Annotated in this window: 23 protein-coding genes; 17 read left to right on the top strand and 6 right to left on the bottom strand. The window is 56.0% G+C overall.

Annotated elements, in window-relative coordinates:
- Positions 1-25: 25 nt before the first annotated feature.
- The 5 genes from tldD (at position 26) to L1D43_RS15155 (ending at position 6312) form a co-directional block, all read left to right on the top strand.
- On the top strand, positions 26-1474 hold the full coding sequence (gene tldD / locus L1D43_RS15175) for a metalloprotease TldD (RefSeq protein ID WP_041510825.1): 1449 nt from the start codon (positions 26-28) through the stop codon (positions 1472-1474).
- A 159-nt stretch (positions 1475-1633) separates the two neighbouring features.
- Positions 1634-3037 (top strand): TolC family protein, encoded by a 1404-nt coding sequence (locus tag L1D43_RS15170; protein WP_239852864.1) that lies wholly within the window; start codon positions 1634-1636, stop codon positions 3035-3037.
- Positions 3027-3998, top strand: a complete 972-nt coding sequence (locus L1D43_RS15165) for an efflux RND transporter periplasmic adaptor subunit (RefSeq protein ID WP_239852862.1) — start codon at positions 3027-3029, stop codon at positions 3996-3998. The genes L1D43_RS15170 and L1D43_RS15165 overlap by 11 nt, the downstream gene beginning before the upstream one ends.
- 12 nt (positions 3999-4010) lie before the next feature.
- A complete protein-coding gene (locus L1D43_RS15160) occupies positions 4011-5177 on the top strand; it encodes an ABC transporter permease (protein WP_239852860.1) in 1167 nt (388 codons plus the stop codon).
- Position 5178: 1 nt separating this feature from the next.
- Complete coding sequence (locus tag L1D43_RS15155) at positions 5179-6312, top strand: ABC transporter permease (protein WP_239852858.1); 1134 nt, start codon at positions 5179-5181, stop codon at positions 6310-6312.
- A gap of 88 nt (positions 6313-6400) precedes the next feature.
- Here L1D43_RS15155 and yjgA read toward each other — a convergent pair whose 3' ends face one another.
- On the bottom strand, positions 6401-6943 hold the full coding sequence (gene yjgA / locus L1D43_RS15150) for a ribosome biogenesis factor YjgA (RefSeq protein WP_239852856.1): 543 nt from the start codon (positions 6941-6943) through the stop codon (positions 6401-6403).
- A 145-nt stretch (positions 6944-7088) separates the two neighbouring features.
- Between yjgA and pmbA the strand changes: the two genes are divergently transcribed.
- The 5 genes from pmbA to arsJ all read left to right on the top strand — a co-directional run bounded on the left by pmbA (position 7089) and on the right by arsJ (position 12292).
- Positions 7089-8429 carry a metalloprotease PmbA gene (gene pmbA, locus L1D43_RS15145; RefSeq protein ID WP_345773711.1) on the top strand — a complete coding sequence of 447 codons (1341 nt, stop codon included), beginning with the start codon at positions 7089-7091 and terminating at the stop codon, positions 8427-8429.
- A 183-nt stretch (positions 8430-8612) separates the two neighbouring features.
- Positions 8613-8960: a metalloregulator ArsR/SmtB family transcription factor gene (locus L1D43_RS15140; protein ID WP_239852854.1), complete on the top strand. Its 348-nt coding sequence runs from the start codon at positions 8613-8615 to the stop codon at positions 8958-8960.
- Positions 8961-8964: 4 nt separating this feature from the next.
- A complete protein-coding gene (arsB, locus tag L1D43_RS15135; protein ID WP_239852852.1) occupies positions 8965-9999 on the top strand; it encodes an ACR3 family arsenite efflux transporter in 1035 nt (344 codons plus the stop codon).
- A gap of 41 nt (positions 10000-10040) precedes the next feature.
- Entirely contained in the window at positions 10041-11051 is a 1011-nt protein-coding gene (locus L1D43_RS15130) for an ArsJ-associated glyceraldehyde-3-phosphate dehydrogenase (protein WP_239852850.1), read from the top strand.
- Between the two features lie 11 nt (positions 11052-11062).
- The gene (gene arsJ / locus L1D43_RS15125; protein ID WP_239852848.1) at positions 11063-12292 is read left to right on the top strand and encodes an organoarsenical effux MFS transporter ArsJ; all 1230 of its coding nucleotides are present in this window, start codon (positions 11063-11065) and stop codon (positions 12290-12292) included.
- Between the two features lie 168 nt (positions 12293-12460).
- Here arsJ and L1D43_RS15120 read toward each other — a convergent pair whose 3' ends face one another.
- Positions 12461-12910 carry a DUF2938 domain-containing protein gene (locus tag L1D43_RS15120; protein WP_239852842.1) on the bottom strand — a complete coding sequence of 150 codons (450 nt, stop codon included), beginning with the start codon at positions 12908-12910 and terminating at the stop codon, positions 12461-12463.
- A 77-nt stretch (positions 12911-12987) separates the two neighbouring features.
- Here L1D43_RS15120 and L1D43_RS15115 point away from each other — a divergent pair, with 77 nt between their 5' ends.
- Both L1D43_RS15115 and L1D43_RS15110 read left to right on the top strand, forming a co-directional pair.
- Positions 12988-13410, top strand: a complete 423-nt coding sequence (locus L1D43_RS15115) for a helix-turn-helix domain-containing protein (protein WP_239852841.1) — start codon at positions 12988-12990, stop codon at positions 13408-13410.
- A gap of 206 nt (positions 13411-13616) precedes the next feature.
- Entirely contained in the window at positions 13617-14990 is a 1374-nt protein-coding gene (locus tag L1D43_RS15110) for a sodium:alanine symporter family protein (protein WP_239852840.1), read from the top strand.
- 60 nt (positions 14991-15050) lie between these two features.
- Here the strand turns inward: L1D43_RS15110 and L1D43_RS15105 are convergent, their stop codons facing one another.
- Genes L1D43_RS15105 through L1D43_RS15095 form a run of 3 tightly spaced genes read right to left on the bottom strand, consistent with a single transcriptional unit; the run spans position 15051 to position 18068 of the window.
- On the bottom strand, positions 15051-16151 hold the full coding sequence (locus tag L1D43_RS15105; RefSeq protein ID WP_239852833.1) for an ABC transporter permease: 1101 nt from the start codon (positions 16149-16151) through the stop codon (positions 15051-15053).
- Positions 16138-17115, bottom strand: a complete 978-nt coding sequence (locus L1D43_RS15100; protein ID WP_239852831.1) for an ABC transporter ATP-binding protein — start codon at positions 17113-17115, stop codon at positions 16138-16140. Before L1D43_RS15100 ends, L1D43_RS15105 begins: the two co-directional genes overlap by 14 nt.
- Entirely contained in the window at positions 17115-18068 is a 954-nt protein-coding gene (locus L1D43_RS15095; protein WP_239852829.1) for an HlyD family efflux transporter periplasmic adaptor subunit, read from the bottom strand. Before L1D43_RS15095 ends, L1D43_RS15100 begins: the two co-directional genes overlap by 1 nt.
- A gap of 986 nt (positions 18069-19054) precedes the next feature.
- Here L1D43_RS15095 and L1D43_RS15090 point away from each other — a divergent pair.
- From L1D43_RS15090 to L1D43_RS15070, 5 genes are all read left to right on the top strand, one after another.
- Positions 19055-19960: a hypothetical protein gene (locus L1D43_RS15090; protein WP_041510842.1), complete on the top strand. Its 906-nt coding sequence runs from the start codon at positions 19055-19057 to the stop codon at positions 19958-19960.
- 62 nt (positions 19961-20022) lie between these two features.
- On the top strand, positions 20023-21204 hold the full coding sequence (locus L1D43_RS15085) for a DUF5692 family protein (RefSeq protein WP_239852827.1): 1182 nt from the start codon (positions 20023-20025) through the stop codon (positions 21202-21204).
- A 74-nt stretch (positions 21205-21278) separates the two neighbouring features.
- The gene (locus L1D43_RS15080) at positions 21279-22139 is read left to right on the top strand and encodes a hypothetical protein (RefSeq protein ID WP_041510843.1); all 861 of its coding nucleotides are present in this window, start codon (positions 21279-21281) and stop codon (positions 22137-22139) included.
- A gap of 129 nt (positions 22140-22268) precedes the next feature.
- Entirely contained in the window at positions 22269-22832 is a 564-nt protein-coding gene (locus L1D43_RS15075) for a chalcone isomerase family protein (RefSeq protein ID WP_239852825.1), read from the top strand.
- A 180-nt stretch (positions 22833-23012) separates the two neighbouring features.
- Positions 23013-24470 carry a methyl-accepting chemotaxis protein gene (locus L1D43_RS15070; RefSeq protein WP_239852823.1) on the top strand — a complete coding sequence of 486 codons (1458 nt, stop codon included), beginning with the start codon at positions 23013-23015 and terminating at the stop codon, positions 24468-24470.
- Between the two features lie 39 nt (positions 24471-24509).
- Here L1D43_RS15070 and L1D43_RS15065 read toward each other — a convergent pair whose 3' ends face one another.
- Positions 24510-24683: a hypothetical protein gene (locus tag L1D43_RS15065; protein WP_011864234.1), complete on the bottom strand. Its 174-nt coding sequence runs from the start codon at positions 24681-24683 to the stop codon at positions 24510-24512.
- Positions 24684-24770: the final 87 nt, after the last annotated feature.

Raw genomic sequence — 24770 nt, 5'->3', positions numbered from 1 at the left:
TGCAGGCGCCAAAGAGAGAGAATTAATGCCATTTTTAACCCAAGTAGAACAGAGCCTCTTGCAAGACGGATTGTCGCTGGATCAGTTGCAAGGCTATATCAATAGCATTCATCAGCATCAGGTGGACTTTTCCGATCTCTATTTTCAGGGCAGTCGCCACGAGTCTTGGGTGTTAGAAGATGGCATAGTCAAAGAGGGCAGCTTCCATATCGAGCGTGGTGTGGGCGTGCGTGCCATCAGCGGCGAGAAGACGGGCTTCGCCTATGCCGATGAGATCACCCCCGTGGCGCTTAGCGCGGCGGTCGAGGCGGCTCGCGGCATCTCGGCGGCGGGCAAGAGCGGTGGTGTGCAGGCCTGGAAACAGCAGAAGGTGACGCCGCTCTATCAGAGCGCCGACCCTATCGCCGCCATGGAAGAGGTGAAGAAGATTGAACTGCTTAAACAGGCAGACGCCTATGTACGCAGCCTGGACCCGCGCATCATACAGGTGGTGATCAGCCTCTCTGGCGTGCATGAGGAGATCTTGGTGGCGGCCAGTGACGGCACCCTGGCGGCGGATATTCGTCCGCTGGTACGTTTCAACTGTAGCGTGGTGCTAGAGCAGGAAGGCAAGCGCGAGCGCGGCGCCAGCGGTGGCGGCGGACGCCACGATTATCAAGTCTTTTTCGAGTCGGGCGACGACGGTCTGCCCAGCTGTTTTGCCTTTGCCCGCGAAGCCGTGCGTCAGGCTTCGGTCAATCTGACCGCCATAGATGCGCCCGCCGGCGAGATGCCTGTGGTTCTGGGGGCCGGTTGGCCCGGCGTCTTGCTACACGAGGCCGTGGGGCATGGCCTGGAGGGTGACTTTAACCGTAAGGGCAGCAGCGCCTTTAGTGGCCTGGTCGGCCAGCAGGTGGCGTCAAGCCTGGTAACTGTGGTGGACGATGGCACCCTGGAGAATCGCCGCGGCTCGCTGAGCATAGACGATGAAGGGGTGGCGACGCAGAAGACAGTGCTTATTGAGGACGGTATCCTCAAGGGCTATATGCAAGACAAGCTTAACGGCCGTCTGATGGGCCAGGCCTCAACCGGTAATGGTCGCCGTGAGTCTTATGCGCATCTGCCGATGCCGCGTATGACCAATACCTATATGGAAGCTGGCGACAGCTCGCCTGAAGATATCATCAAGTCGGTCGACAAGGGGATCTACGCGCCTAACTTCGGCGGCGGCCAGGTCGATATCACCTCGGGCAAGTTTGTGTTCTCGGCGTCCGAAGCCTACCTCATAGAGAAGGGCGAGATCACCCAGGCGATCAAGGGTGCGACTCTCATTGGTAACGGCCCGGAGGCCATGGGGCAGATCTCTATGGTAGGTAACGATCTGGCGCTCGATAAGGGCGTCGGTGTCTGTGGCAAAGATGGTCAAAGCGTGCCCGTGGGTGTGGGCCAGCCTAGCCTGAAACTCGATCGCTTGACGGTGGGCGGCACGGCCTAGTTCGCCGGATCTCGTTGTCTGTAGAAAGCGTTAGCGGCGATTGCTGGGAAGACTGCCGATAAGGCGCTAGAGAAGCTTGCCTACAAGGCCTGCTTCTCAACGCCTCCATAGGGTGTTAACATTTGCCAAGGAAGTAGAGTATTAGCTCTAGAGGTGTAGATGAGATATTCACATGTTATTTGGCTGTCGTTGTTGACCCTGGTGGGGCATGCGGCGCAGGCGCAAGAGCTCGCCTTTGGCGAGGCCTGGCAGCAGCTGCTACAGGTCAGCGACAAGCTGCAGGCCAGTCAGCAGGAGGTCAACCGTGCCCAGGCCGAAAAGGCCGCCGGGGAGGATCTCAACCTGCCTTCGCTGTCGATCAACGGCAGCTATACACGCTTAGAGAAGCCCCTGGAGCTGGACCTGAGGGATCTCAATCCCTTAGCCAGCCTCGATCCCGCGAGTCTGCCTCCGGCGCTCGGCGCCGCCCTAGGCGCCATTCCTGGCTCGCTGTTTATTACCCCTTTTACCGAGCAGGATGTCTTCCGCTCCAGTCTGCAGGCGATGTGGCCCATCTATACCGGCGGTCGTATCAGCGCCGCGCAGGGGATCCATGAGGCGCAAGTCGCCGAGAAGGAGCAGCAGCATCAGCTGTCGACGCGGGATCTCTTCATCAAGCTGGTGGACAGATATTATGGCGTGGCGGTGAGTCATGCCCTGATGACCACCCGAGGCCAGCTGGTGGATGCCTTGAGCGAGCATGCCGAACATGCCGTCAAGCTGGAAGAGCAGGGACAGATCGCCAAGGTCGAGCGTCTCAACGCCCAGGTGGCGTTGGAAAATGCCCGAGTGGATTATGCCAGCGCCAAGCGTCAGCTGGAGATGACTCAGATCGCCCTATCGCGCATGTTACATCGGGAGAATATCGATACCGCCTCCAGGCTGTTTATGCTGGAAAACTCGCCCTCTTTAGGTCAATTAAGCCAGCTGACCCTGACGACACACCCGGCGCTCAAGCTGCTGGAAGCCAAGGAAGTCCAGGCCAATGGCCTTATCGACGTAGAGAAGGGCAGTTATTACCCCACAGTCTTTCTTTACGGCAACTACACACTATATGAAGACGATAGCCTACTGGCCAAGATGGAGCCCGATTGGATGGTCGGCGTCGGGGTGAAGATCCCGCTAATCAGTCGCGACGGACGCAGTGGCAAGGTCGAAGCCGCCCGCAGTGCCTTGCTTCAGGCACGTTATACCAAGGCGCAGACCCAGCAGGATCTCAGCCTCTTGCTGGACCAGAGCTATCGCCAGCTCGAGCAGGCCAGAGAGGAGACAGAGTCACTCAACCTATCGCTGGCCCTCGCCAAAGAGAATAAACGCCTGAGGGATCTCGCCTTCAGTCAGGGGCTGTCGACTTCGATTGAGAAAGTTGACGCCGAGCTCAAGCTGAGCGGCGTGCAGACCCAACAGTTGGCGGCCCAGTACCGCTATGTGCAGGCCTATGCCAGATTGATGGCCATCAGTGGCCAGTTAGATGAATTTATCGGTCGCTCATCGAGTGCCCAGGAGAGAGTCAATGCGAACTAATAGAGCCTTAGCCGTTGTCGCCTTACTGGTGTTGGTGGCTTTACTCGGGTACGGATTAAAGTTAGCCCATACCCCTAAGCCCGAACGACTACAGGGGCAGATAGAGGCCAGGGAATATAACATCTCCTCCAAGGTGCCGGGACGGGTCGCCAAGGTGCTGGTGCGCCGTGGCGATCGGGTGGCCGAGGGGGATCTGTTATTTGCCATCGACAGTCCCGAGCTCAACGCCAAGCTGATGCAGGCCCAGGGAGGCCGCGATGCTGCCAAGGCCTTGCAACAGGAGGCGGATAACGGCGCCCGTAAGCAGCAGGTTGCCGCGTCGAAAGAGCAATGGTTGAAAGCCAAGGCGGCGGCGACCCTGGCCGAGACCACTTATAAACGCGTAGAGGTGTTGTTTAGCGAAGGGGTGCTGGCGCGCCAGAAACGCGACGAGGCCTTTACCCAGTGGCAGGCAGCCAAGTATACCGAGCAGGCGGCCTACGCCATGTATCAGATGGCCGAAGAGGGCGCTCGCGAAGAGACCAAGGCCGCGGCCGAAGGCAATGCCCGTATGGCCGAGGGGGCGGTGAAAGAGGTTAGTGCCATTTTGGCCGACAGTCAGATGCGCTCGCCCAGAGCCGGCGAGGTAAGCGAAGTCCTGTTGCAGCCAGGTGAGCTGGCGCCGAGCGGATTCCCCGTGGTGAGCATTATCGACATGCAGGATGCCTGGGCGGTTTTCCAGGTGCGTGAGGATCAGCTTAAAAACTACAAGATAGGCGACACCCTCGAGGTCGAGATTCCGGCATTGGGGGCCAGTTATCCGTTCACCATCAAGCATATTGGTGTTATGGGGCACTTTGCGACCTGGCGCTCTACCGAGAGCGGTCACGACTTCGATATGCGCACCTTCGAGATGGAGTTGCGGCCAAACGCCCCGATCGCCGACCTGAGAGTGGGCATGACAACTCTGCTGGTGCGTTAAGCCTTGGCCACCATGAAGCAGCTAATTAAACGCGAGTTAATCGCCTTGTGGAATGACCCTTGGCAACTCGCCTTAGTGAGCTATATCCCCTTGGTGGGGATATTCGGCTTATGGTGGCTATTTAGTGCCGGTCTGCCACGTGAGTTGCCCGTAGCGATCGTCGATCAGGATCAGAGTCAGATCAGCCGTATGCTGGTGAGACGGCTACAGGCTAACTCTGTGATCACCCCAATTCATTATCAAGACATCAATAGTGCCAAGGCCTCGATGGAGAGCGCCGAAACCTATGCCATGGTGGTGTTGCCGTTTCAGCTCAATCGCGATCTACTCACGGGTCATCAGCCAACCATAGATATACGTTACAACAGTCAGTACCTCTTGGTTGGTAAGCTGTTATCGAGTCAGATCCAGCTCAGCCTGGCCGATGGGCTCAAGAGCAAGGCGCTCTTGAAGCAATTGGCCGCGGGTGTGCCTATGGCGCAGGCCGAAGTGAACCTTAACTTAGTGAAGACCCAGATAAGCGCGCTCTATAATGCTAACAGCAACTATGTGGTGTTCTTGCTGCCACCGATACTGCTCGCCCTGGGGCAACTGCTCGCCATGTTAGTGTTTGCCAACTCCCTTAATCGGGAGCTAAGACAGGAGACCATGACCGAGTGGTTTAGCCTGGGCACGCGGCGTGTGTTATGGGCTAAGATGCTGGTTTATACACCCTTGATCGTGCTGCAGGGGCGCCTGATCCTGACCCTGCTATATCAATACCTGGGATTGCCGCTGGCGGGGGTATTCGGTCAGCTATTGTTGGCGCAGATAGTGATGTTGTTGGCGGTGTGGCTGCTGGTGCTCACCATCTTCTTCCTGTTGCAAGACGCCGCCAGGGTGATCAGTTTCTGCACCGCGCTATTTGCTCCGGCATTTCCCTTTATGGGGATCACCTTTCCAACCCAGGAGATGCCGCAGTTGGCTCAGTGGTGGCGAAAGCTGATGCCATCGAGCCACTACATAGATACCCATGTTGGTGTGGTGAGTTATGGCCAGGATTTTGCTGTCTTTGTCCAGCAGGTGACTAGCTATTGGGGCTTCTTGTTGTTGGTGCCTGTGATTGTGGTCTTGGCTCGTCGGGTCAGGCGGGAATGGTCTGCCGAAGCCAGCACTCAGCCTATGAATGAGGCGCCTTAATATGGATTTCTGGTCTTTGATGTGGGCAGACTTTAAGTCGATCGTGACAGACAAGGCGATCGCTATCACCTTGTTTGGTGGCGTGCTCTTCTATTCTGTGCTCTATCCTCTGCCTTATCTGCATGAAGTGCCGACCAAGCAACAGATAGTCGTCGTCGACGGGGATCACTCGAGCCTGAGTCGTCAGTTGATTCGCCATGCCGATGCCAGCCCCAAGCTTGAGGTCGTCGCTGAGCTGAATAATATTAACCAGGCGGAGGACTGGATCGCCTCGGGTAGAGCCCACGGCTATATGGTGATCCCTGAAGGGTTCAGGCGGGATCTCATTCGTCAAAAAGGGGTGACCTTAGCCTACGGCGGCGATGCCAACTACTTCTTAATCTACTCTGCCGTGCTCGAAGGGCTAGTGTCCGCCGGGATCGATGCGGGCAAATATGTACAATTTAATGGTCTGCTGGCCAGGGGGAGTTCGGCCAAACAGGTGAAACATGACCTGGAGCCGATTAAGCTCAACAGCGTACCCGCCTTTAATCCGAGCCTGGGCTACACCCCTTATGTGGTGCCTGGCGTGCTGTTATTGGTGCTGCACCAGACCCTGCTTATTGGCGCGGGCATACTCGGTGCGGGGCAATGGGGAAGAGAGGGCTACTGGCAGCAGGTGCCTGCCATGAAGCTTATTTTTGCCCGGGTGAGTGTGTTCGCCCTTATCTACAGCCTGTTTACCAGCTTCTATGTGGGCTTCTGTAACTACTGGTATGGGGTCAGCGTACAGGGCGTGCTATCCCAGGTGGTCCTGTTTCTGGTGCCCTTCGTTATCTGTACGGCAATTGCCGGTGTCGCCTTTAGCTGTATGTTTACCCGGCGTGATCTGCCGACCCAGGTGCTTTTGCTGATCTCTATGCCGATCCTGTTTGTCTCAGGGTTTATCTGGCCGTTTGAGTTGATCCCGTCGCCGCTTATCTGGATCGCCCAGGTGATCCCCGCCATACCTAGCATACAGGGCATGTTGCAGTTAAATCAGATGGGGGCTAGCTGGAGTAGTGTTGCCGGCTTCTGGTGGCAGTTATGGGGCTTGGCCCTGGTCTATCTTCTGCTAGCCTATCTGGGCGTCAGGTACCGTTTAAATAGCAAATAGCCCGCACTGATGACGGGCTATTTTCGCGAAAGGCTATTTGCTCGAAAGGCTATCTTTTCGAGGGACTATCTTCTTGAACTAGTCGTGCCTATTCGCCGGTCTCGGCGCGCAGATACTTGACCAATTCGGCGGCAGACTTAGAGGCCTCGTCGGGCTTCTTGGTCAGCTCCTTGTTGGCCTGTCTCACCAGCTGGCGCAGCTTCTGGCGCTCTAGGCCTGGATGCTGTTCGAGCAGGGCCTGAATCGCCTCATCACCGCCACTTAGCAGCTGATCTTTCTGCTTCTCGGCGACGTTCTGCTTAGAGCTTTCGTTACGATTCTGGTTGAGCACGTTCTTCAGGTTTGCCTGCAGCTCGTCGATATCCACGTTGCGCATCAGCTTGCCGACATAGTGCAGCTGGCGGCGATGGGCCTCGCTATTGATGCGGATCGTCTTGGCTTTCAAGATGTTATCGTGCAGCAGCTCGTCCAGCTCCAGCTTCTTCAGCTGGCTCTTGCTGAGGGAGACCAGTTTCTTACCTAGCTCTTGGTAAATGGCAATCTCGCGCTTTATATCGGCTCTGCTGACGTAATCATCGTCATGATCGAAGGGCTGTTTAAAGTGTTCTGAGTCACCAACAATATTATTCATTAAAACTCTCTGGGGTCTAAGCCATAACTCCCCTAATGATACCATTTCCGGCCAATATCGCCTACGAAACGGCTCAGTTATTTAATGTGAAAGCCTGACGGGTTTGCTATGCTACGGCCACGTTTGATAACAAAAGAGTAGATTTGTGCCTTCTCCCAGCATCGAAACCGGATTGAATTCACTGAAAGACGCCGTGTCTATGGCATTGGAATATGCCGCCAAATTGGGTACCTCGGGGGCCGAAGTGGCCATCAGTAAGCAGCAGGGACTCTCAGTCTCTACGCGCCTGAAAGAGGTTGAGACCGTTGAGTTTAATAAAGATGGTGCGCTGGGGATCACACTGTTCAGGGATGGCTGCAAGGGGAGTTCATCGACCTCAGATCTGAGCCCTGAGGCGATTCGCCGCGCCGTGAAGGCCGCCGACGATATCGCCCGCTTCACCTCGGAAGACCCCTTCAATGGTCTGGCAGATGCCGAGTTGATGGCCAAGCAGATAGAAGATCTCGAACTCTACTATCCTCACGAGGCTGCGCCTGCCGAGCTCGAAGCCCTGGCGGCAAGCGCCGAAACGGCGGCGTTAGATAGCGATGCCCGCATCATCAATTCCGACGGTGCCAGTGCCAATGCGCACACAGGTGCCAAGGTGTATGGCAACAGCCATGGCTTCTTAAATGGTTATGTCAGCTCACGCTACAGCCTGAGCTGCGTGGTGATCGGCGAGCAAGACGGTCATATGCAGCGTGACTACGACTACACGGTCGCCCGCCGCTTCGAAGACCTATGGACGCCCGAGTCGGTAGGTCAGCAGGCCGCCAAGAAGACTTTGAGCCGTCTGGGGGCACGCAAGATAGCCACCACTAAGCTGCCGATTCTGTTTGCACCTGACGTGGCCACCGGCCTCATGGGGCATCTGGTAGGCGCCATCAGCGGCAGCAGCCTGTATCGCAAGTCGAGCTTCCTGCTCGATGCCATAGATACCCAGATCTTCCCCGAGTGGTTTACCATCGCCGAGCAGCCGCACCTCAAGGGGGCACTGGCCAGCGCTTGTTATGACAGCGAAGGTGTGGCGACAATCGATCGCAACATCATCGACAGCGGCATTCTCTCTACCTATCTGCTGACCAGCTACTCGGCGCGCAAGCTCGGCCTGACTAACACGGGTCATGCAGGTGGTATCTATAACTGGACGCTTTCTCATACTGGGCAGACCTTCGATGAGCTGGTGAAGCAGATGGACACAGGTCTTATTGTCACCGAAGTTATGGGTCAGGGGGTCAACGGCGTGACTGGCGATTATTCTCGCGGCGCCGCCGGTTTCTATGTGGAGAAGGGCGAGATCCAATTCCCCGTGGAAGAGATCACCATAGCCGGTAACCTCAAGGGTATGTATCGCAACATGGTGGCCGTGGGTAAGGAGCGGGATCTGCGATCTTCTATCCGCACCGGTGCCATACTGCTCGATGAGATGAAGATTGCCGGTAACTAATCCGACATATTCAGACTGATATTTTAAATACTGATGTTTTAAATGATAGGAAGCGAGCCCGATGGCTCGCTTTTTTTGTGTCTGCTCACTGCTGCGTGTCGTGTTACAAGCGTGGCAAACAAGACTTGAATATACGGAAAAGCATATATATGCTTAGCCATATATTTATGTGTGGGAGTGCCAATGGCCGTCGCAATCTTTAAAGCCCTTTCCGATGAGACCCGCCTGCTGAGCCTGCTGTTGATCCAGGCCGAGGGCGAGCTGTGTGTGTGTGAGTTGATGGTGGCGCTGGACGAGAGCCAGCCTAAGGTCTCACGTCACCTGGCGCAGCTGCGTAAGGCAGAGCTTTTAAGTGACCGTCGTCAGGGTCAGTGGGTGTTTTACCGTATCAACCCCGAGCTACCCGCCTGGGCTGGCGAGGTGATCCAAAAGACCCTGGCGGGCAACCCTGAACTCTTGCGTCAGGCCCAGGCCCGTCTGGCTAAGATGGGTCAGCGTCCCGAGCGGGTACAAGTCTGTTGTAAAGGATAAGTCCATGGGACTATTTGAACGTTATCTGAGTGTCTGGGTAGGGCAGGCCATAGTGGCTGGTGTCGCATTGGGCTATCTGCTGCCGGCGCAATTTGCCCTAATTGCCTCCTTTGAATATGCCAGCGTCAATCTGCTGATCGCCCTGCTTATCTGGGTGATGATCTACCCTATGATGGTACAGATCGACTTCTCGGCTGTGAAGGATGTGGGCAAGCGCCCCAAGGGACTGGTGCTGACCCTGGTGGTGAACTGGCTGATCAAGCCCTTTACCATGGCACTGCTGGGCTGGCTCTTCTTTCGTGTGCTGTTTGCCTCCTGGGTCGATCCGCAGACCGCCAGTGAGTATATCGCCGGCATGATCCTGCTGGGTGTGGCGCCCTGTACCGCCATGGTGTTTGTCTGGAGTCAGCTCACCAAGGGCAATCCTAACTACACCTTGGTGCAGGTGTCGGTGAACGATATCATCATGGTGTTTGCCTTCGCGCCTATCTGTGCCTTCCTGCTGGGCGTCAGCGACATCCAGGTGCCCTGGCAGACGCTGCTGATCTCAGTGGTGCTTTATGTGGTACTGCCGCTTGTCGCCGGCGTGATCACCCGTAATTTATTGAATAAGAAGGGTCATGTGTTGAGCGTCGAGGGCTTTGTCGCTCGCCTCAAGCCCTGGTCTATTCTGGGACTACTGGCGACCGTGGTGCTGCTGTTTGGCCTGCAGGCCAACACCATATTGGAACAGCCGCAGAACATCCTGCTGATCGCCATACCCTTGCTTATCCAGACCTATGGCATCTTCTTCATTGCCTATTTTGCCGCTAAGCGACTCAGGCTGGAACAGGAGGTGGCGGCGCCTGCCTGTATGATCGCCACCTCTAACTTCTTCGAGCTGGCGGTGGCCGTGGCCATCTCATTGTTTGGCCTGCATTCGGGTGCGGCGCTAGCTACAGTGGTGGGGGTGCTGGTGGAGGTGCCCGTGATGCTCTCCCTAGTGGCCTTCGTCAATCGGGATAAAACCAATTATTTGCGCGGCCTGGGTAAGGCCTAGGCGGCAACAGAAACAGCGAATTGAGAGAATAGGATAACAAGATGACAATCAAAGTAGGCATCAACGGCTTTGGCCGCATGGGACGTCTGGCGCTGCGCGCCGCCTGGGAGTGGGACGATATCGAGTTTGTGCAGATCAACGACCCGGCGGGCGATGCCGCCACCCTGGCGCATCTGCTCACCTTCGACTCCATCCATGGCCGCTGGGCGCATGAGGCTGTTGCCGAAGGCGATCAAATAGTCATAGGTGATAAGCGCATTGCAACTAGCGCTAACCGCGCCATCGGCGACACCGATTGGTCGGGCTGCGACCTGGTGATCGAGGCCTCTGGGGTGATGAAGTCGAAGGCGCTGCTGCAGGCCTATCTCGACCAAGGGGTCAAGCGAGTGGTGGTGACCGCGCCAGTGAAGGAGGAGGGCGTGCTCAACATCGTCATGGGGGTTAACCATCAGCTATATGACAAGGACAAATATCCGATAGTCACGGCGGCCTCCTGCACTACCAACTGTCTCGCCCCCGTGGTCAAGGTGCTGCATGAGCAGATCGGCATCAAACATGGCTCCATGACCACCATTCACGACATTACCAATACCCAGACCATCTTAGATGCGCCCCACAAGGATCTGCGCCGGGCCCGCGCCTGCGGTCAGTCGCTGATCCCGACCACCACGGGCTCGGCCACCGCCATCACCCATATCTTCCCCGAGCTGAAGGGCAAGTTAAACGGTCATGCGGTGCGTGTGCCCCTGGCCAATGCTTCCATAACAGACTGTGTGTTCGAGATGCAACGCCCTGTGACCGAACAGGAGGTCAACGCCCTGTTTAAGGCGGCCGCCGAAGGTGAGCTTAAAGATATTCTTGGCTACGAGGAGCGCCCGCTAGTTTCGGTGGACTACAAAACAGATCCCCGCTCCAGCATAGTCGATGCGCTGTCGACCATGGTGATCAACGACACTCAGCTCAAGCTCTATGTCTGGTACGACAACGAGTGGGGCTATGCCAACCGCACCGCCGAGTTGGCGCGTATGGTCGGCCGGTTGGATAAGGCCTAAGGTTCGCCGGCATGCTAACTAGCCTGCGCGCCCTACCGAGTGAGATGCGCCAGTATCTGCTGGTGACCGGCAACTACTGGGCCTTCACCCTCACAGATGGCGCGCTGCGTATGCTGGTGGTGCTGCATTTTCACCAGCTTGGGTATTCGCCGCTGTCGATCGCCATGTTGTTTCTCTTCTATGAGATATTCGGCGTGGTGACTAACCTGGTGGGCGGCTACCTTGGCGCCCGCTTGGGGCTAAATCGCACCATGAACATCGGCCTCGGCTTGCAGGTTGCGGCACTGGCCATGCTGCTGGTGCCCAGTAGCTGGCTTACCGTGCCCTGGGTGATGGCCGCCCAGGCTCTGTCTGGGATCGCTAAAGATCTCAATAAGATGAGCGCCAAGAGCAGCGTCAAGATGCTGGTGGCCAAGGGCGAAGAGGGCAGGCTGTACAAGTATGTCGCCGTGCTGACGGGTTCTAAGAATGCCCTCAAGGGGGCGGGCTTCTTCCTCGGCGGCGCCTTGCTGGCGCTGCTGGGCTTCAAGGGAGCTATCGGCCTGATGGCGACCCTGCTCAGCATCGTCTGGCTGGTTAGCATCATCAAACTCAAACAAGATCTGGGCAAGGCCAAGAACAAGCCTAAGTTTACCGAGCTTTTTTCTAAGAGCCGGGCGATCAACATCTTATCGGCGGCGCGCATGTGCCTGTTCGCCGCCCGAGACGTCTGGTTTGTGGTGGCTCTGCCCGTTTATCTTGCCAGTCAGTTTGGCTGGGACCACTATCGGGTGGGGGGCTTTCTGGCGCTGTGGGTCACAGGTTATGGCGCGGTGCAGAGCCTGGCGCCCAGAATCACCGGCAAGGCCAGCGGCCAGGTGCCCGATGGCCGCAGCGCCATGTTATGGGCGGCTGGGTTGACACTGATCCCCGCCGCGATTGCGCTGGTCCTGACTGGACAGCTCGGGCTTGCGTCGGCGATGGCCCAAGAGGCGGCCTTGCTGATCGGCCTCTTGCTGTTCGGCGCCGTGTTTGCCATCAACTCCTCCTTACACAGCTACCTGATCGTCAGCTATGCCAGCGACGATGGCGTCTCCTTGGATGTCGGTTTCTACTACATGGCCAATGCCATGGGACGGCTATTGGGCACTATCCTCTCGGGTTGGGTCTATCAGGCCTATGGGCTGGCGGCTTGCTTATGGATCTCGACGGCATTGCTCGGGCTGACGGCTGTGATAAGTGTGGGGCTGCCGAGGCGCTAGCCTTGGCATGAAGACTGAGCATTATTTTGCTCTGCCATCGACGTCCGCAGCTGCATCTGCAATCGATCATTTACTCTCTTAGATTTGATGGCATTTGAATCATTGGGGGCTCAATTCCTGAGGTTGCTGTTTCTCCGCTTAGCCCCCTTCAATTCATAGTATTTCGTCTCAGTGAAAGAGTCGCAGGCCGAGCCCGAATATGCCGTGGGTGAGCAGGCTGTGTAGTCGAGCCAGGCCCGGGTTGGGCAGACGTGAGGCGGCGATGCCTGCGCCCATGCCGGGTTGCATCAGCAAGAAGGGGGCGAGCACAGTGACTAGGCCCACCGCGAGGGCGGGAGACAGGCTTGGCTCTGTGAGCCACTGTGAGCCAGTAATGAGCAGCAAGAGGGCGGCAAAGCTGACGCCGATAAGATAGTGGGCCAGCCAACCTATGAGGGTCTCACCCGGGACGGGCGTGGCCTTGGCGATCGCCTGGTGACGAAACTTACCCTTGGGCATGTGGCATAGCCAGCGGCCCACCAGATAGTAGCTAGGCAGGGGCATACCCAACAGGGGATGACGCAGCAGGCCCCAGAGGTCCATGATGAGGGTGGCGATACAGTCTATTAGGGGAGACATATTCATTCCTTTGTTGTGTGAAGCCGTTGATATTGTTAGCTTACAGCTTCAAGTCGACTTGAGGTCAAGGGAAGGATATGGATATTTCACTGGTCGCCAAGCGCTCGGGCGTGCCGGCGTCGACCCTGCGTTATTACGAAGAGCGGGGGTTGATCCGCTCGCTGGGGCGTCATGGCATTCGCCGCCAATTTGGCGCCGAGGTGCTAGAGCGTCTGGCGTTGATTGCCCTTGGCCGCTCGGCGGGATTGTCCCTCGATGAGATTGCCAGCATGCTCGCAACAGGCGGTGATCCCCTCATAGACAGAGAGCTGCTGCTACGCCGGGCCGACGAGCTGGAGCGCACCATCTTGAAGATGCAGGCGATGCGTGACGGTTTGAGACACGCCGCCAACTGCACCGCGCCCAGTCACATGGAATGCCCCAAGTTTCGCCGTCTGATGAAGGCCGCCGCAGCCGGTGCATTTGACCCGCAGTATAAGTCGTCTCTACCAAGGCGCTAGCGGTTCGCTTGCGTCAAATTCCTCATGAAAACGCCTTGAGTCATATTCTTAGGCAGTAGGCTTGCCGCCTCGGCTAACATCTCTCTTTGTTTCAATTTGTTAACAATCGCTGCTTTCATTTTGAACGCTTTTCGTTGTACTCTGGGATGCAATCAACAAAGCGTGGCGTAGATCACCAAAATAACGATAAAAACGACGAGGTTTGAATGGAAGTTATTACTGAGTTTGTCAGTACGATTAACGGGTTCGTATGGGGTACTCCCATGCTCGTGATGATCTTAGGCGTGGGACTCTTTCTCTCCTTTGGCTTGCGGTTGATGCCGATCCTCAAGCTGGGTACCGGCTTTAAGTTGCTCTGGTCTGGGCGTATTCCCGATAAAGATAAGCAGATGAAGGGGGAGATCAGCCCCTTTAATGCCCTGATGACCTCACTGTCGGCCACCATAGGTACGGGAAACATTGCCGGGGTGGCGACCGCCATCTTTATCGGCGGCCCGGGTGCCCTGTTCTGGATGTGGTGTACAGCCTTAGTCGGCATGGCGACTAAGTTTGCCGAGGCGGTGCTGGCGGTGAAATACCGTGAAGTCGACGATAACGGCAACCATATCGGCGGCCCCATGTACTACATCAAGAATGGTCTGGGCAGCAAATGGGCCTGGCTGGGTACAGCCTTCGCCCTGTTTGGATCCTTCGCCGGTTTCGGTATCGGCAACACAGTACAGGCCAACTCTGTGGCCGACGCCCTGAGCAGTAACTTCGGCGTGCCCACCTGGGTGACTGGTGTGGTGCTCATGGTGTTGGTGGGCGCTGTGCTGATGGGCGGTATCAAGCGTATCGCCGATGTGGCGGGTAAGCTGGTGCCCCTGATGACGGTATTCTATATCGCCGCCGGCCTGTCGGTGATCGTGGTTAATTTCGCCGACATTCCCGATGCCATCGCCCTTATCGTGCACAGCGCCTTTAATCCTGTGGCGGCCCAGGGCGGCTTCGCCGGTGCGGCGGTGTGGGCCGCGGTACGTTTCGGTGTGGCCCGCGGCGTCTTCTCTAACGAGGCCGGTCTAGGTAGCGCGCCTATTGCCCACGCGGCGGCGCAGACCAACAACCCTGTGGCCCAAGGCCTGGTGGCTATGCTGGGTACCTTCATCGATACTCTGGTGGTATGTACCATTACCGGTCTGGCGATCGTGGTCTCAGGTGCCTGGACATCGGGTGAGAATGGTGCGGCGCTGACCTCCTATGCCTTCTCCCACGCCCTGCCTATGGGGAACTATATCGTGGCCATCGCCCTCTCTATCTTTGCCTTCACCACCATCCTGGGCTGGAGCGTCTATAGCGAGAAGTGTGTGCAGTACCTGTTTGGTGTGCGCGCGGTAAAACCCTTCAGAGCCATCTGGGTCATAGTTGTTCCGCTAGGGGCCGTCAGCTCGCTCGACTTCATCTGGCTGCTGGCCGATACCCTGAATGCCATGATGGCGATCCCTAACCTGATCGCCTTGTCGCTGCTCAGCCCAGTCGTCTTCGGCTTGACTCGTGAGTACTTCATCAAGAAGCGACAGCAAGAGGCCGAGGCCAGTAGTTAAACCGTCTGTTATGAGCAACAAAAAAAGCGCCCGAGGGCGCTTTTTTTGTTGCTCATATGACTAGTCGAGACGCTTATTGAAGCGCAGCGAGGCCACTAGGATGCCGACCAGGGTAAAGCCGATAAGCCAGAGGGCATCGAACTGCATGTCGCTCAGGTCGCCTCCCCGCAACACTATGGCGCGTATGATGCGCATGAAGTGGGTGGCGGGCAGAAGCTCGGCGATCCACTGGGCCGGCCTGGGCATGGCCTCGAAGGGAAACATGAAGCCGGACAACAAGATAGTGGGCAGTATGATGAAGATGGTCATCTGCATCGCCTGCAGTTGCGTCTTGGCGATGGTGGAGATGATCAGCCCCAGGGTGAGGCTGGCGGCGATAAACAGCAGGGTGCCCATCAGCAGCTGGGCGATGGCGCCATTGATGGGCACATCGAAGATAAGATGCCCCAGGCCGAGGATGATGGTCATCTGCACCAAGCCCACCAAGATGTAGGGCACTATCTTACCCAGCATCAGCTCTAGCGGCTTGATGGGCGTGGTGATCAGCAGCTCCAGGTTGCCGCGCTCGCGCTCTCGTACTATGGCTGCCGAGGTAAAGAGGATCATGGTCATGGTGAGGATCACCGCGATCAGCCCCGGTACTATGTTGACCGCCGAGCGCTGCTCTGGGTTATAGAAGAGGGCGATCTCGAAGGTGGGCAGCCTCTGTGTGTCTTGCCCTGTGATCTGATCCAGAGGCATGTTTCTCAGCTGGCTGATCGCCGAGGCAACCATGGTATCCGAGCCGTCGACCACCCATTGTCCCAGGGTTTCGCCGTTGGCCAGCTTCTGGGTGAGGTTGGGCGGCAGGATCAGCGCCGCGCGTACCTCACCCCGGGTAATGGCGGCCTCGGCCTCTTCGGCACTGGCGTAGTGCTTCTCTATGCTGACCACCTGAGTCACCTTGATCGCCTCGACTATCCAGCGACCGGCGGCGGAGTGGCTCTGATCCACCACGACCACGGGCACGTTACGCACATCGGTATTGATGGCATAGCCAAACAGCAGCAACTGGATCAGCGGGATCATCACCACCATGCCGAAGGTGATACGGTCGCGCTTGAGCTGGCGGATCTCCTTGGTGGTGATCGACTTTATGCGCCTCAGGCTAGCCAGTAGCATCTTGCGCCTCCCGCGACGTGCTGAGCCCCTTGCCGGTGACCGACACGAAGAGATCTTCCAGATTGGGGGCGACCTGAGTCAGTTGCTGTGGCGTCAGTTGGCCTGCTACGGCGCTACTCTTCTCCAGCAACCAGGGAATGGGCGCATCTATCTGCTTGTCGACCAGGACCCGTAGGCGATCGCCTAGCTGGGCGGCGGAGGGGATCTCGCCGAACTGGCTAAGGTGTGACTTAAGCTGTCTCAGCCTGTGTCCGGCTATCTCGATGACGTGCAGCGACATCTCCTCAAGCAGCGCCTGAGGATTGCCCTTGGCGCGAATGTGGCCGCTTTCCATGATCGCCAGCTGGTGGCAACGCTGCGCCTCATCCATGTAGTGGGTGGTGACTAAGATGCTGGTGCCGCGCTCGGAGAGATCGAACAGCTGTTCCCAGAAGTCGCGCCGGTTCTGGGGATCCACCGCCGAGGTGGGCTCGTCGAGAAACAGCAGCTCTGGCTCGTTGATACAGGCGCAGGCCAGCCCCAGGCGCTGTTTCTGTCCGCCGCTGAGGGTGCCCGCGAGCTGCTGGCGCTGGGCGTCGAGATGATAGGTATCGATCAGCTCATCTATCTTGTGTTTGCTCTCCCTGACGCCCAGACCATAGATGTCGGCGATAAATTGCAGGTTCTCCCTGACACTCAGGTCTTCGTATAGGGAAAACTTCTGTGTCATATAGCCTATGCGCCGCCTGAGTGCCTCGGCCTGCTTGGGGATCGCCATGCCGAGCACGGAGATCTCGCCTCGGGTAGGGGTCAAAAGACCGGTGAGCATGCGTATTGTGGTGGACTTGCCACAGCCGTTGGGGCCGAGAAAGCCGTAGATGTGCCCCTTCTGCACCTGCAGATCCAGCTCGGCAACCGCAAGTAGGTCGCCAAACCGCTTATCAACGCCGCGGGCATCTATTGCCAGCTCCGCACCTGGAGACATCAGGGCAGCTCCACCTGGGCGGGGATCCCCGTGGGCAGGCTCTGAGCCGAGTCGTCGAGATCGAACTCCGCCAGATAGACGAGGCGAGACCTGTCTTGTTGATTTAAGGCGTAATAAGGGGTGAAGGCCGGCTCCTTGCTGAGCCAGCGTAGCGTGCCGGTAAAGGGCTGCTCTTGACCGTCGACATGGACTTTTAGCTGCATCCCAATGGTGAGTTTGGCCATGGCGGGGGCGGGAATATAGACCCTGGCATAGGCGGCCTTGTCGGCCTGAATCGCCACCACCACGGCGTTGGCGGGCACTCGTTCGCCGAGGTTAAAGGGCAGGCTGTCGAGGCGACCGCTGCGGGTCGCCGTGATGCTGAGATCTTCCAGCAGTTGCCGCGCCAGATCCAGCTCGGCGGCCGCCGCATCCAGTGCCGCCTGGGCCTGCTGAATATCTTCCTGACGCACGCCGACAATCAGTTTACTCAAGGCTTCGTTCGCGGCGTTATGTTCGGCGATGGTCTGATCCCGGCTAGCAATGGCCTGATCCAGCTCCTGCTGGCTTACCAGGTTCTGTCGCTTGAGTTTGTCGATGCGCCTGTAGGTCTTCTCCGCCTGCACCATGGCGGCGGTGGCACGCTCCAGATTGGCCTGAGCGCTGGCGATATCCTCCGGGCGTTCGCCATTGGTGAGCCTGAGCAGGTAGGCCTGTGCCTTCTGCCACTGGGCCTGGGCGTTGGCAACACGTGCAAGTTGTTTGCGGGTGTCGAATTGCAGTAGCAAGTCGCCTTGGGTGACCTGGCTGCCTTCGCGTTTAGGTAAGGCCGTGATGATCTCTGAGGTGGTGGCGCGCAGGAGTACCCGGTCGCGCTCTAACGTGCCCAGAGCCTGGGGCGGCTCGGCGCCCTGACAGCCGCTTAGCAGCAGGATAAGTGGGGCGATAAGGCGTAAGGATTTGCTTAGCGTCATGATGACCTCTTGCAGATAAACTGCCCGGAAGAATTATGACTATCAATAAGTTATGTACTGAATTTAATCTTACACCAATTTAACCAGTGGAGAAGGGGAATCTTAACAAGCCCTCGGCTCGACCTGATAAGTCACTTTAAGACGGAACAAGATTAAGCCTGAACCAGATTAAGGCCTGTGTTGCACAGCAAAGAGCGTCCTAATAGGGCGCGTTTTTTGTGTTTGAGATGGATGATTCTTGGATTGAGTTGCTAGGCTTGCTGGCGCTAAGTGGTGAGTGGCTTCGACCTATGGCGCTAGGCTGTTTTTCTTTGTTTCGAACAATTTTTGGAGGAGAGATGACAACAATTGAAGGGCGATAACATCGCTATCCAGGTTGCGATTAGGCTTGGTGGCGAGCCTTTTCTTACGCATTTAAGTGGTTTGGGTCCTTGGTTAGGCGTCGTTTGGTGCAAGGCTGTCACTTATCGGTTTGTTAACATCTCAGTGTCTTGGCGGGTGGTATTAAGGCGTTTCTTTTGGTTTCTCCTCTAGGTTGACCGCATTTCGCCTAGAGAGTGTAAAAGTAATGTGAGCGCCGCACTTTCTTGTGAGAGGTTGGCGCAATTAGCGTGTATCTTATTGTTTTTTAACTTGCCACCCCTGGTAACTGGCTGATTTTTTGGTTGTTTTTGTTTTGTTTGCGTGTTGCCTCATTGCTATCTGTTTTGAGTTTTCCCCTTTCTCGCTTCTTAATGCGGGTGTTCGTTTGCGTTTGCCTGTTATCCATTAATTAAATCTTATCGACTTTGTTACCGGGATCACATCTCGTTGCAAAATGTTCACATTTACCCCCCTGAACTTGACCGCAATGTGAGGCCGCTCTCATTAAGTGCGAAAAAGAAAAATTAGAGTAAAGACTCTAATTTAGAGTAATTGCTCTATAAGTTGTTCAGGTTAGCGTCGATGTAAACGTCAACCTGAATCAAGTTAACTCAGGAGGCGTTATGGACATACCTGTCTGGCAATATGTTGTTTCGATGAGCGGATACATAGTGTTCTTGCTCGTGTTGGTGGAGGGCATGCGCCGTACACCTCGATTAACGGCAGCCTTTTGGCTGTTGTCATTACTGACCGCGCCCTTATGGGCGGATAACCTCGACGGATGGTTCCGTTGGGCGAAAACCGTGAGTGTGCTGATCCCTACCGCTATCGTGGTAGGCGGCGCTCGCATCGCTTATCTCTACTATGACAATCCAAATAGGGTGCTGGCGTTCTTCAGGGGCGACTGGGTGCTCAAGGTGTTGTACGCCGTGTTGTTCCTCAACATTGCCGAGGCAACGGCTAAAGACTTTGTGACCGCCAATTACTTCAATGCTATCTGTGGTGTGATTCTGTGTATCACCATTCCGTTCCCTCGTTACAAGAACGGCCAGCGCATGTATTGGGTGATAGGTCGAGACAAGCCCAATGATCTCTTGTTTTATTCGACTGCGGCGTGGAACTTCCTCTACACCACATGGAACCTGGCCTTCGTGTTTGGTGAGAACCCAGGCTACTTCGCCAGCTCCTTCTGTATCTTAATGGCGGCAGAGCTGTACCCCATCATCAAGGGACGACCCGAGCTCTACATCATCGCTCGTGTGTACACCTTAGCCTTCCACATTCTGGTTCGCGCCAATGCCGACATCTTCACGCCTGTGATGGATTCGACCAGCTGGGCCAACGACACAGTGCTCTGGGTGTGGGGCGCGATCAACCTGTGTCTGCACGTTCCATTTGCCATCTGGTACTTCAATAAGCAACGCACTAGCCCAACAGGCGAGCCGCCTACGGGGGACAACGAGCCGCCGATGCTTAATGAGTACTACAAAGATACGCCGGAAAAACAGCAACAACTAACCACGGCTTAAGACCTTAGGGCGCCGCTAGGTGGCGCCCCTCATCTAAGCATCACGATTGAGAGAGTGAAATTATGAAACTCAGGGTGAAACAGATATTTAGCACTATGTTTGCCATGTTACTGATGCTATGCAGCTCAGTTAGCTACGCAGACGACGCCTTAGATGCGACATCGCATCTGGACAATATTCAGGGGCAGGTTTGGCAGGGAACGCGAGACGGTAAGCCGGGGGAAGGCAGCCTGTTTTATCGCCTCGAATTTGGCAGCGATGATACGGTTCAGGTCATCAAGCAGTCGGGTGGCTTTAACCATAGCGAGATTCAGCACTGGGCATTGTCGGGTCATGACCTGACTATCGCCAGTCAGCCAGGCGCCTTGATCACCGACTTCGATGGCGCAAAGATCAGCTTCGTCGAAGCCGAGACCATGCGTTTTAGCCTGGATGGCGATGGCTTTAACATCCACAAGTGGTATCAAAACCGCGCCTTCGGACACGTGCTTTTGGTGCTGATTGGCTTGATGCTGCTCAACGAGCTATGTCGTCGCTTCAAGTACAGCAACTACCTGCTGTGGTTTATTCTGCCCATCGTATTGATTCCATTGTGGTCCAGCTATGGTGTGACCTATTGGTTCAAGTGGGTCAAGCTCTATTCTGTGGTGGGCGCCGCCGCGCTATTTACCTTGATCCGCTTTACCAAGATAGGGGATATGAAGTGGGCCAAGTTTGGCGCGGCCGCCTTCCTCGCCATCAACATTTCAGAAGCCGTTATGCAGGATTTTAGTATGGGTAACCTCGCTAATATCCTCAACGCCATTGGCGGCGTGTTGTCCATCATCACGCTGGCGGGCTGGGCGCAGATCTTTGCCGACAAGTCTAAGCAGCAAGACATGATTTGGCCCGCGATGACCACCTTCTGGATCATTGCCTATGACGTTTGGAACATCGTCTTCGTTTACCTCAACTTCCCGGGTTCTGCGACGGCGCAGATGATGGTGCTGATCGCCGCGACACTGCCCGCGCTGTTCATCAAGAAGGGTACCTGGTTGCAGGCGCGTGCGTTCACGCTGGCCGGCTCCTTCATGTATTACTTCAGCTGCCCATTCATGTACGAAAGCAACGTGGTGCCAATGCCACGTAACGATGAGCTCATGCTTGCCGCCGGGCTGGCAAGTTTCGTGATTAACAGTGCATATGCCTATGTCTTCTTTACTGGCAAGTGGAAGCGCCGTCAGGCACTGGCTGCGGCAAGTTAACCGCCGTAATGCGACAAGTGATTAAAACCGATTTTTTATAACAAATAGATCAAATGATGACGATGGAGTCAATTATGAAAAAGCATCTTTTAAGTGTTGCGGTTGTAGCGTCAATGACTTGTGGTTTCAGCGCGATGGCGGCAGATGATGCCGATATCGATATGTCTAACCCAACGGATGTGTATACCTCTTTGGGGGCTTCCTATGGTAGTGAAGGTGCAAATTTTAAGGCGCAGTTGATGCTGTCTGAAAAGACGGCCACCTCGGGGCAAAAAACAGGGGTGATCTTCGAGGCGAAAAACATCTTCAATGAGGGAGACAAGACGCCGCAGTTCACAGGCATGGTGGCTCACCCTGATTACGGCATGATCCCAACCTTTAACGACGAGACCAGCAAGCGTTCATATCGTATGCGCTACGGCACCATTAACACAACCAATGGCACCGGCTGGTCGATCGATGCCATCCTGGCGGACCATCCCTTCTACGGCAACATGGCGGTGATTCAGGCGGGTCCCGTGATGACGATTCCAGTGACAGACAGCTTCTACATCTGGCCGATTCTCTATGCCGGCGCCGTGGTAGTTGAAGATAACATGTCGCAGATCTTGCCGCCTGATATGGCCGCTAGTACCGCGGTATCGAGCAGCGGCATCGATGTGCCGTCACTCATTCTGACCGGCATGGTTTACGCTCGCTATGCCTTTAACGATCACTGGTGGACCCTGGTGAGCGCCTCTTATACCGATGAGATTCAGGGTAAGGGCTGGAGCGATGACATCATGGATGGTGGGTTACAAATGGCCAGTTTCAATGGTGAAATTTCGGTGGCCTACCAGATGAATAAGCGTCAAAACATTCGTGTGAACTTTAAGACGGACAATAGTGACAGCACGGATGACAGCTACTGGATCGAGTACAACCACGCATTCTAGCTGGTGCCCTTTGCGCTAGCGTTTTGCTCCCCAGTTCGGCGTTAGTGCCTTTTTATTATGTCGTGTGCGGAAGGCTCGCTATGAGTGGCCTAGCCTCCCGCCACGGCCTGGAATTCGATGGAGTCACAAATGAAAAAACAGAGTTTATTATTGGCGAGTGTGCTGTTGTTGAGTACCTCTGCTGTGTCGGCAGTCGAGGTGGCGGGGGTCGATGTTGCCGACACCATGACCTCTCAGGAGCAGGTGCTGCAACTTAATGGTGCAGGTGTTCGCAGTAAGTTCTTCATGGATCTCTATGTGGGATCCCTCTATACGGTTGGTCCTACCGATCAGGCCGCCAATGTAGTCGATGGCGAACAAATTTCCGCGATTCGGCTCAACATCACCTCGGGCATGATCACCTCAGAGAAGATGACCGAGGCGATGCATGATGGCTTCGACCGCGCGACCGATGGAGACACCAGCGCCATTGCCGATAGCATCAACTCCTTTATTGCAACCTTTGCCGAGCCGATCAAGGAGGGCGATCAATTTACCTTAGTGAGCGTACCGGGTACTGGGATTGTCAGCTATAAAAATGGTCAGCAGCTGTCGGTCACCAGTGGTGAAGATTTCCGTAAGGCCGTGCTCGCGATTTGGTTGGGTGACAATCCAACGGATAAAGGGCTAAAGAAAGAGATGCTTAAAGGGTAAGTTTTAAGTCGGCCTGTTGCGGTCAGCATTTGATGTGCCATCAGACTTGCCTCTATCAAATGAGCCAGTGTCGATGAGCCACTCCTGTTCACTCGGTGGTTGCAATGCAACGTCATGCTGATTAGCGACAGGCTGGCTTAACTCGAGCCTGAGTTCTAACGTGGCAGGAGAGCAAAGCCTATGACCCCTCTCGCTATCTGGCGCAAGTTGTTTTTCCCAAAGCGCCATGGCTGGAATGATGATCAAGTTCGTTTGGTCGATACCCTGTTGTTCTTCACGCTGCTTTGCCTGTTTACAGGGCTATATAGCCTGATGAAATGGGCCCAGCAGCCCCATACCCTGTTGATGATCACCTCGATGATCTTAATCTCCGTCGAGGTGATCGCCGCCGCGACGATTCGCTTTCTGCGGCAGATAAACCTGGCGTTAAACCTGGGCTTCTTTGGCATGGTGTTGCATGCCCTCAACGTTATCTACCAGGGAGGTGGCATACTCACCTCCAGCCAGAGCCTCTGGGTTGCTGTGTTGATTATCGCCTTCTATCTCACCGCCAATTTAGTCATGGCGACCCTTTGGAGTCTGGTCGTTATCGCCCTGTCGGCCGTGATGGTGCAGCAGGGATTGCAGCAGCAGATAGTGGTGACCATAGCTTTGTCTGAAGCCGGGGAGGCCATAGAGGCCTGGAGTGGCATGATACTCCCGCTTGTGGTCATAGTCGTCGCGCAGGGTTATAGCTGCGCGGCCCGGTTTAAGGCCAATCAGGCGCAGGCCGAAGCACAGCAAAATATGCAGTCGAGCGCCGCCAAGGCGCAGGCGGGCGAGCAGCGCCTCGGACAGGTGCTGACTCAGGCGAGTGAGGATGCCTCGGCCCTGTCTGGCGTCGCCACCGCGCTGGACACCCAGGCGTTGACACTTCATCGGCAGGTGACTCAGCTTAATGTGAACTGCGAATCTCAGGCCAGTGCGGCCGAGCAGATGAGTCAGCAGGTGTCGCAGATGACCCAAGACATGCGCCAATCTGAACAGTTTATGGAGGAGCTAAAGGGGCGCTGCCAATCTATCGATCGCCGGGCGGCCAATAGCGCCCAATCCTTAGAGGCGTCCACCAACGCGATTGCGGCGATACTGAAAAGCAACCAGGAGATAGTCTCGGTCGCCGATCTCATTACCTCAGTGGCGGAGCAAACGAATCTACTGGCGCTAAACGCGGCAATTGAGGCGGCCAGGGCCGGCGAGTATGGACGAGGCTTTGCCGTGGTGGCGGAACAAGTCAGGGAGCTGTCGGCTAAGAGTAACCGCTCTGCGATAGAGATACGTCAGCTGCTCGGCAACAGCCGTGACGAGGTGATTCAAGGGCAAAGAGTGATAGAGCAGAGTGCGGAGGAGCTGACGCAGATCATCGACCAGATTGCCAGTGTGGTTCACGACGTTAATCAACTGGCGGGGTTAATGACCCAGCAAGGAGAGGCGCTCACCCAGCTAAACTGTGCCAGCAGCGAGGTGGCCAGCAGTGTGGTGGGCACTAACCAAGTATCCGAATCGGTTGCTATTGAGGGCGAGCAGTTGGCCAAGCGGGTTGAGCAGCTGCAGGCGTTAGCCAATAGCCTGACTAAGGTTGTTCACTGCCAGGCGGATTAGCATTTAAGGGTAGGGATGGCCTACCCTAATCGCTAACTTTCAGTAGAAATCGCCCCCCATGGCGCGTTTGAGGGCCGCCTCTTCGAGTAACTCTTCTAGGCGACGTTTGACTTCGCGTCTGTGTTGCAGCTCACAGGCGGCCTTAGGGTTTTTGGGTGCTGTGATCGCTTCGATTTCAGCATCGTTCGGAATAACATCGAGTAACTGAGCCATAGTGAAATCCTCGTCAAATAAAGTGCTTGAGCACTCATTTGGTGCTGCTTAGCACTGAGCCGCTTTAACATAAAGTTAACTGAGTCA

Origin of the sequence: Shewanella sp. Isolate8 (genome assembly GCF_022398495.1) — a bacterium.
Classification (GTDB): Bacteria; Pseudomonadota; Gammaproteobacteria; order Enterobacterales; family Shewanellaceae; genus Shewanella; species Shewanella aquimarina.
Note: the sequence above shows the minus strand (reverse complement) of the source record. Positions and strands in the feature narration are given on the sequence as shown.